This is a genomic window from uncultured Methanobrevibacter sp. (genome assembly GCF_902771435.1).
Classification (GTDB): Archaea; Methanobacteriota; Methanobacteria; order Methanobacteriales; family Methanobacteriaceae; genus Methanocatella.
This window is the reverse complement of the sequence record NZ_CACXXB010000045.1, coordinates 1-8,307: the sequence shown is the minus strand read 5'-3', so window position 1 is coordinate 8,307 and position 8,307 is coordinate 1. Positions and strand designations below refer to the sequence as shown.

The window sequence follows — 8,307 nt, the reverse complement described above, 5'->3', positions numbered from 1 at the left end:
GTTTATTTTATGCATTTTACAAAATTTTTAAAAAATTTCAAAAAAAAATAATTTAGAATTCTACATTGAGGCAGATATTTTTCCAAAAGTACTATTTAAATAAATATTATATTTTAAATAAAAATATTATAAAAATACATATGGTCTATTCATTAAAAACAAAATAATAAACTGTGAACACTATTTAAAAATCATTTCAAAAAATGTTGATAAAGCTATGATTTCAACAACAAATTTAGAATAACAAACCGTTTTTTAATTAAGCCAATATTCCAATAATATATTATTTATATAATGTCTGCTAAATCTAATATCAACTATTGAGGTAACCAAAATGGATAAAATAAGTATCATAATACCCTGCTATAACATGGAAAAGCTTGTTGCCAAATGCATTTCATCCATAAAAAATCAAAGTTATACTAATTTTGAGGCCATATTCGTCGATGACGGCAGTCAGGACAGAACCAAAGAGATAATCGAAGAGAACATAAAAGACGATGAAAGAATGAAATACGTCTACAAGGAAAACGGAGGCCTTTCATCCGCCAGAAACTTTGGTCTGGATATGGTGACCAGCAAATATGTCTGCTTTATAGACAGCGACGATTATATTGAAAAAGATTTTTTAATGGAGCTGTACAACAGCCTGATTGAAAACAACTCCGACATTTCAGTCTGCTACTTCAACAGGGTTTATGAAAACAAGGTCGAGCTGAACAAGTTCAAAAGCGTGTTCTATAATCTGGTCAGGTTTCCGGCGGCATGGAACAAACTATATAAGACATCACTGTTCAAGGACAATGACATATACTTTCCTCCGGGAAAATGGTTTGAGGATCTGGGGACATTTCCAAAGCTGTACATGATGTCCAACAAGAGGATTTCAATCGTTGAAAAACCGCTGTATCAGTATATCCAGAATCCGACATCAATCACACACACCTTTGACGAGAGGATTTACGACAGCTATGACATGGTGAAAACCAACGAGGATTTTGCAAGGAAAAATAACATCTTCGATGAATACTATAAGGAGTTGGAGTTCATAAACGTTTACCATACCCTGATTGGAACAGTTTACAGAAGCAGCTTTTTGGAAGGGTTTGATGAAGACAAGGTAAAGGAAATCGTGGAACGTGTCAGCGACAATTATCCGGAATGGCATAAAAATGAAGGAATCAAGGAACTCCAGCCATTTTACAGAATATACCTCAAGGCGCTTCATCATAAGCAGTACAAACTGATAGTATTCTTATTGAAATTATTACACGACAAAATTAATGTGAGCTAAACTATGATAGAAGTTGAAGTAAAGGCAAAAATCAGCAGTTTTGAAGAAATGGAGAAAAGACTTGATGAAATCGGTGCAACTAAAACCAAAAAAGAGTTTCAGGAAGACATCTACTTTAACAGTCCCATGGTGGATTTTGCAAAGACCGATGAGGCTTTAAGAATCAGAACCACAAGGGAAAACGACAACACCAACATATTCATCACCTACAAAGGTCCCAAAATAGATGCCTCATCAAAAACAAGAAAAGAGATAGAGATGGGAATCGACGACGCCGAAAAATGCTGCGATATCTTCGAGGAAATAGGATTTAAAAAGGTAAGGGCCGTGAGGAAAAACAGACAGTACTATGAATATGAAAATTTTGAAATATCCCTGGACGATATTGAAGGATTGGACCCTTATATGGAAATTGAAATCGGGCTGGCCGACGGTGAAGATTACTCTGATGCCCAAAATAAAATTTTCGAACTGTTTGAGAAATTGGGAATCACAGACGGCTTTGAAAGAACCTCCTATCTGGAACTATTAGAAAACTTATATTAACAACAAAGTTATTATATTATATATTAAGATTAATTTTTAGAAGTGATTATATTGCAATATTTTATAAGTCATTATAATAAAGAGTCTGAATTAACATTTCCCGATGACATTACAATTTATGACACTACTTTAAGGGACGGGGAACAGACCCCTGGAGTTTGTTTTAGCTTTGATGAAAAATTAGAAATAGCAAGAAAGCTTGATCAGTTCAAAATTCATCAGATTGAAGCCGGTTTTCCAATAGTTTCAGAAAAGGAAAAGGAATCCGTAAAGGCAATAGCCAACGAAGGGTTTGACGCTACAATCCTTGGACTAACCAGAACAAAACCTGAAGACATTGATGCCGCTCTTGACTGTGACGTGGACGGAATCATCACATTCGTCGGAACCTCCGACATCCACCTGGACCACAAGATGCACATCACCAGACAGGACGCCATCAATTTATGTGAAACCGCAGTGGACTACGCCAAAGACCATGGCCTGTTCGTGGCATTTTCCGCAGAAGACGCTACAAGAACAGACATCGAATTCTTAAAACGTATTTACAGCAAGGCCCAGGAATGCGGAGCAGACAGAGTCCACATAGCAGACACAACCGGAGCAATAACTCCGCAAGGCATAAAATATTTAGTTGAGGAACTCGTAAAGGACATTGACATTGACATCGCAGTCCATCTGCACAATGACTTCGGATTGGCAGTGATAAATTCAATTACCGGAGTTTTAGCCGGTGCAAAAGCTGTATCAACAACAGTCAACGGTATCGGTGAGCGTGCAGGTAATGCATCTTTGGAAGAGCTTATCATGGCAATGAAAATCCTATACGGCAAGGATTACGGATTCAAAACAAAATACATCAAAGAGTTATCAGATTTAGTCTCAAGGGCCAGCGGCCTTCCTATTCCATACAACAAGCCTATTGTCGGAAATAACGTGTTCAGGCACGAATCAGGAATTCACGTTGATGCTGTTATTGAAGAGCCACTGTGTTACGAACCGTATCTTCCTGAACTTGTCGGACAAAAAAGACAGCTTGTCTTAGGTAAGCATTCAGGATGCAGAGCGGTAAGAGCAAAATTAAATGAATGCGAACTTGACGTCAGTGATGAGGAACTTATTGAAATTGTAAGACAGGTCAAAAAATCAAGAGAAGAAGGAAAATACATCAATGACCAAGTGTTCAAGGACATAGTTAAAAAAATCAGTAAAAAGGAATAGATGACAATGAACATTACTGAAAAAATATTATCTTCAAAAGCGGGCCACGAAGTAAGCCCCGGTGAAATTATCGAAATTCCGGTTGACCTTGCAATGTCACATGACGGTACATCACCTCCTGCCATAAAAACATTCGAAAAACTGGCGGATAAGGTATGGGACCCTGAAAAGATAGCAATAATATTTGACCACAACATTCCTGCAAACACCATCGGATCAGCCGAATTTCAGAAAGTCTGCAGAAACTTTATCAAAACACAAAACATTACTAAAAACTTCATACACGGCGAAGGAATCTGCCACCAGGTAGTTCCAGAAATGGGGCTTGTGGAACCTGGAAAGGTTATTGTCGGTGCCGATTCACATACATGCACATATGGTGCCTTTGGAGCATTTTCAACAGGTATGGGAGCAACAGACCTTGCTATGGTTTGGGCAACCGGTAAGACATGGTTTATGGTTCCTGAAGCTATAAAAATGACCATTGAAGGAGAATTGAATCCATATATTGCGCCAAAAGACATCATATTGAACATCATTGGAGAAATAGGAATTGCCGGCGCAACATACAAGACTGCAGAATTCTGTGGCGAAACAATAGAAAACATGGGCGTTGAAGGAAGGGCAACCATGTGCAACATGGCAATTGAAATGGGAGCCAAAAACGGAATAATGGAACCAAACCGTGACGTCATCAACTACGTGTGTAAAAAAACCGGCAAAAGCGAAAGTGAACTCAACATCGTAAAATCAGACAACGATGCAATATACTCACAGGAAATGCACTTCGACATTACCGAAATGGAACCTCAAATAGCCTGTCCTAACGATGTGGACAACGTTTGCGACATCTCAAAAATCGAAGGAACAGCAATTGACCAATGCTTAATAGGTTCCTGTACAAACGGAAGGCTGTCAGACTTAAAAGATGCATGCGACATCCTTGAAAACCAAAAGATATCCGATGATGTTAGACTGCTGATATTCCCTGCTTCAAGAGAAATATATAAAAAGGCAATGCATCTGGGATACATCGACACATTCATAGATGCCGGAGCCATTGTCTGCAATCCTGGCTGCGGACCATGTCTTGGAGGACACATGGGAGTGCTGTCAGAAGGAGAATCCTGCATCTCAACAACAAACAGGAACTTTAAAGGCAGAATGGGAGACCCTAAATCTTCAGTTTACCTATCAAATTCAAAAGTAGTAGCTGCTTCAGCAATTACAGGAGTTATTACAAATCCAAAAGACCTATAAGTGATTTAGATGACAACAGAAAAAAACGAAGCAAACAAAAGACTTATTGAAAAAATGGACGATTTGGAAGAAAGCTATGGTAAAAAATTTTCCAACACGCAGAAAATTCTTTTAACAACAGACGGATCGATTACCGCAATTCTGGATGTGCTGTATGGAAAAATCAGCCTGATTACGCTCGACCAGCATTTAGGAGAGGCTGATTCAGACCATGCCAAACTGGTGAATGTTAATGTGGGCGATGAAATCAATTTCAGAGAGGTTTTAATGCATAAGGAAGACCAGCCCCTAATCTATGCAATATCACACGTTCCGCTTGGCAGATGCAGCAACGATATCTGTTCCGATTTATTAAGGGCAGACATCCCTATCGGAAGAATCTTAAAGAATTATAAAATCGAATCCAGAAGAGAAGTGAACAACATCTTCATAGAAAAACCAAATGAAAAGCTTCAGGAATTGTTCAAAACCGATGAGGACTTTTTAGCTCGTGATTACGTTATCATCAACAATGGCGAAATATTGATGTGGATTAAAGAAATGTTTCCGGTAAGTTATTTTGCAGAAATTTAGATGACTTGCACAAAGAAAACTGAAACAAGGCAAATATAGTCCCGATTAAAGCATATCCTCTAAGCTATTTTATTATTTAATCAAGGTGTTAAATATGGGCGTTAAACTTAAAGACATAATTGAACCTGAAAAAATTGATTTCAAAGATCTTGAAGGAAGAGCCGTCTCCATTGACGCATTCAACACTCTTTATCAATTTTTATCAACAATAAGACAAAGAGATGGAAGACCTCTAACCGATGAAAACGGAAATGTTACCTCACATCTAAGTGGAATCCTCTACAGGAACTCATCAATGGTTGAAAAGGACATCAAACCAATATATGTCTTTGACGGCAAATCATCAGAACTTAAAAGCGACACCCAGCAAAAAAGAAGGGAAGTAAGGGATGAAGCTGAAAAAATCTACAAGGAGGCCTTAGCCGAAGGAGATACTGAAAAAGCGCGTAAATTTGCCATGAGATCATCCAAACTATCCCCCGAAATCATAGAATCATCCAAAAAGTTACTGACCCTGATGGGAATACCATACGTAGAAGCCAAAGGGGAAGGTGAAGCCCAGGCGGCATATCTTGTTGCAAACGGTGATGCATATGCAGTGGCTTCACAGGATTACGACTGCCTGCTGTTTGGAGCCAAAAGAGTCGTGAGAAATCTGGCAATTAATTCCAATTTAGGAAATCTTGAATATTATGAACTGAATAGGGTTTTAAAAGAATTGGACATTACCAGAGAGGAACTGATAGACATGGGAATCCTAATCGGCACTGATTTCTGTGAAGGCTTAAAGGGAGTCGGCGCAAAAACTGCACTTAAACTGGCTCATAAAGGACAGCTCAAGGAAAAATTGGCTGAACTTCAAAAGGAATCCACACACGATTTGGATGAAGTAAGAGAACTGTTTTTAAACCATAATGTTAATACTGACTATAAAATAAAATGGGAAAAACCAGACAAAGACAAACTAATAGAATTCCTATGTTACGAGCATGGATTTTCTGTTGATCGCGTAAGCAAAGCCTCAGACAAACTCAAGAATTTGAATTCATCACAGGGAAGTCTTGACGCCTGGTTTTAGAATACCTTTATATAATACCAGAATATACTATTAATTGGATTCAAGTATTAAATATGAAAATGCAATCTACCACCACACACCCCAGATTGCGAAAACACGTTTAAATGGTCAACGTAATGGATGCAAGACCGTTTATAGGACATATTTAATGCAAACATGAATCCAGATGTTGATGGTTTCTCACCACCACACACCCTGGGAACCATCAATGTCTTTAATATGGTGGGAAATCTTCACCGAATACTTTTTTTGCATATTTTACGGCCAAATCAACCTGAGGAGCATAATCCTTTAACATCTGACATTCGAAATGGTTTCTGGATGGTGATTTTAAAATAAGTTTCAGTAGCCTTTCATAAGTTTCACAAGCCAATTTTTTATCAAAACCATATTTTTCAATGATTTCAGGAGTTAATTTTTCAAAGCAGGGAAATTCCAATGTTTTACAGACAGTTTCTGTAGAAAAGTAAGTCATTCTGATTAATGGAGAAACAGATGAAACCAGTACATGATTTCCAAGTTTAATCAATGGAGGAATGCCTGTTTTTTTATATCTTTCCATTGATGTGAGTTTTTCATAGTTTTTAAGATTGTAACAGTGAAGTTCAGTGTAAAAATCAGGATTGAAACGTTCTATTAAATTTAAAATCTTCAAACCCAATTCAGATTGGTAATATTCCTTCTTGATAGTGGAAATATATGGTGTCCTATCAAAATTATAAAAATAGAACTGTCCGGAAGACAAATCCTCCTCTCTGATTCTTTTGATGAACTTCAAAGAGGTGACGCCCTCATTACCGTGAAGACCTCCGATGAATAATTTTGTGGGACCTTCACCATTGTCAATATATCTAAAATAAGACATAAAAAAAGAAAATCAGAAGGAATTTATGTTCCTTCTTGCCAGTTAGCCATGTAAGCTTTTTGTTTGTCGGTCAATGAGTCGATTTCAATGCCCATTGCATCTAATTTCATGCTTGCTACAGTATAGTCGATTTCATCAGGTGCTTTGGTTACACCAACAGGCAAATCGTTTTCGAGAATGTGTTTTGCGGATAATGCCTGTACTGCAAAACTCATGTCCATGATTTCTGCAGGGTGTCCTTGTCCACGTGCAGCTGAAAGGTTGACTAAACGGCCATCTGCTAAAAGATAGATTTTGCGTCCGTCTTTTGTGGTGAACTCTTCAATACTTTCACGGACTTCTTTTACTTCAGTTGAGATAGCTTCCAAATCAGGCCTGTTGATTTCCACATTGAAGTGTCCTGAGTTTGCAAGCATACATCCGTCTTTCATGTATTTGAAGTCGTCACCGCAGATGATGTCTGCATTACCGGTTACTGTAATGATTAAATCAGCCTGTTTTACTGCTTCCCTTATTGTCATTACACGGTAACCGTCCATTCTTGCTTCTAAAGCGCGAATCGGATCAACTTCGGTTACAATGACATCTGCTCCGAGACCTGCCGCTCTGAGTGCAAGTCCTCTTCCGCACCATCCGTATCCGCATACGACTACGGTTTTTCCTGCGATTACCATGTTGGTTGTTCCCATGATTGCGTCGAAGCTGGATTGTCCTGTACCGTATCTGTTGTCAAACAAGTATTTTGTGTAAGCGTCATTAACTGCGATTACCGGGAATTTCAATGCTCCGTCAGCATGCATTGCCTGAAGTCTGTGCACACCGGTTGTGGTTTCTTCACATGCCCCCTTGATGTGGCTTAAAAGTTCAGTCCTTTCATTGTGAAGAACCATAATCATGTCTGCTCCGTCGTCAATGATAATGTCCGGCTTGTGGTCAAGTACCATGTTAATGGTTTGATAATATTCCTCATCGTCCTGTTCTCTCCAGCCGTATACGTTCAATCCAAGGTCAGCTGCTCCTGCAACTGCATCGTCATGAGTAGATAACGGATTGCATCCGGTCATTGCGACTTCCGCTCCACCGGCCATCAATGTTAACCCAAGGTTAATGGTTTTAGGTTCCAGGTGTAAGCAAGAGCCTATTGTAATTCCTTTGAAAGGTTGAGTTTCCAAGTATTCCTGTTTGATGGATTCCAAAACAGGCATGTGTTTTTGAACCCATTCGATTTTCCTAACACCTTCAGGTGCTAATGCCATATCTTTAACTTTACTCATAATATCATCAGCATAAAAATTATTTAATAATAAAACTATGTTGTTTACACTTATTAAATATATAGCATAATTTTTAAAAAATAGCCTAAATTGCCGAAAAAACAAAAACTTTAAATGTAATGATAAAAATATATATATTTGTTAGATGCCGGGGTGGCTCAGCTGGTTAGAGCGCACGGCTCATAGGGTAATAAAG

At 38.3% G+C, this 8,307-nt stretch carries 8 protein-coding genes; 6 read left to right on the top strand and 2 right to left on the bottom strand.

From position 1 onward, the window contains the following. Positions 1–334: 334 nt before the first annotated feature. The 6 genes from QZU83_RS09365 (at position 335) to fen (ending at position 5,972) form a co-directional block, all read left to right on the top strand. Entirely contained in the window at positions 335–1,294 is a 960-nt protein-coding gene (locus tag QZU83_RS09365) for a glycosyltransferase family 2 protein (protein WP_295611731.1), read from the top strand. A gap of 3 nt (positions 1,295–1,297) precedes the next feature. After that, positions 1,298–1,840, top strand: coding sequence for a class IV adenylate cyclase (gene cyaB, locus QZU83_RS09360; protein WP_295611729.1), 543 nt, complete (start codon positions 1,298–1,300; stop codon positions 1,838–1,840). A gap of 51 nt (positions 1,841–1,891) precedes the next feature. Continuing rightward, positions 1,892–3,061, top strand: coding sequence for a homocitrate synthase family protein (locus QZU83_RS09355; RefSeq protein WP_295611726.1), 1,170 nt, complete (start codon positions 1,892–1,894; stop codon positions 3,059–3,061). Between the two features lie 6 nt (positions 3,062–3,067). Further along, positions 3,068–4,321, top strand: coding sequence for a homoaconitase large subunit (gene hacA, locus QZU83_RS09350; protein WP_295611723.1), 1,254 nt, complete (start codon positions 3,068–3,070; stop codon positions 4,319–4,321). A 9-nt stretch (positions 4,322–4,330) separates the two neighbouring features. Next, a complete protein-coding gene (locus tag QZU83_RS09345) occupies positions 4,331–4,894 on the top strand; it encodes a chorismate pyruvate-lyase family protein (protein ID WP_295611721.1) in 564 nt (187 codons plus the stop codon). Between the two features lie 94 nt (positions 4,895–4,988). Then, a complete protein-coding gene (gene fen, locus QZU83_RS09340) occupies positions 4,989–5,972 on the top strand; it encodes a flap endonuclease-1 (protein ID WP_295611719.1) in 984 nt (327 codons plus the stop codon). Positions 5,973–6,186: 214 nt separating this feature from the next. On the opposite strand, the gene QZU83_RS09335 is transcribed toward fen, so the two are convergent. Both QZU83_RS09335 and QZU83_RS09330 read right to left on the bottom strand, forming a co-directional pair. Continuing rightward, positions 6,187–6,837, bottom strand: a complete 651-nt coding sequence (locus QZU83_RS09335; RefSeq protein ID WP_295611716.1) for a DUF2119 domain-containing protein — start codon at positions 6,835–6,837, stop codon at positions 6,187–6,189. 23 nt (positions 6,838–6,860) lie between these two features. Further along, positions 6,861–8,111 (bottom strand): adenosylhomocysteinase, encoded by a 1,251-nt coding sequence (locus QZU83_RS09330; protein ID WP_295611713.1) that lies wholly within the window; start codon positions 8,109–8,111, stop codon positions 6,861–6,863. Positions 8,112–8,307: the final 196 nt, after the last annotated feature.

Coding starts and splice junctions, on each gene's coding strand:
- QZU83_RS09365 (WP_295611731.1), top strand. CDS start 335: ATGGATAAAATAAGTATCATAATACCCTGCTATAACATGGAAAAGCTT.
- cyaB (WP_295611729.1), top strand. CDS start 1,298: ATGATAGAAGTTGAAGTAAAGGCAAAAATCAGCAGTTTTGAAGAAATG.
- hacA (WP_295611723.1), top strand. CDS start 3,068: ATGAACATTACTGAAAAAATATTATCTTCAAAAGCGGGCCACGAAGTA.
- QZU83_RS09345 (WP_295611721.1), top strand. CDS start 4,331: ATGACAACAGAAAAAAACGAAGCAAACAAAAGACTTATTGAAAAAATG.
- fen (WP_295611719.1), top strand. CDS start 4,989: ATGGGCGTTAAACTTAAAGACATAATTGAACCTGAAAAAATTGATTTC.
- QZU83_RS09335 (WP_295611716.1), bottom strand. CDS start 6,837: ATGTCTTATTTTAGATATATTGACAATGGTGAAGGTCCCACAAAATTA.
- QZU83_RS09330 (WP_295611713.1), bottom strand. CDS start 8,111: ATGAGTAAAGTTAAAGATATGGCATTAGCACCTGAAGGTGTTAGGAAA.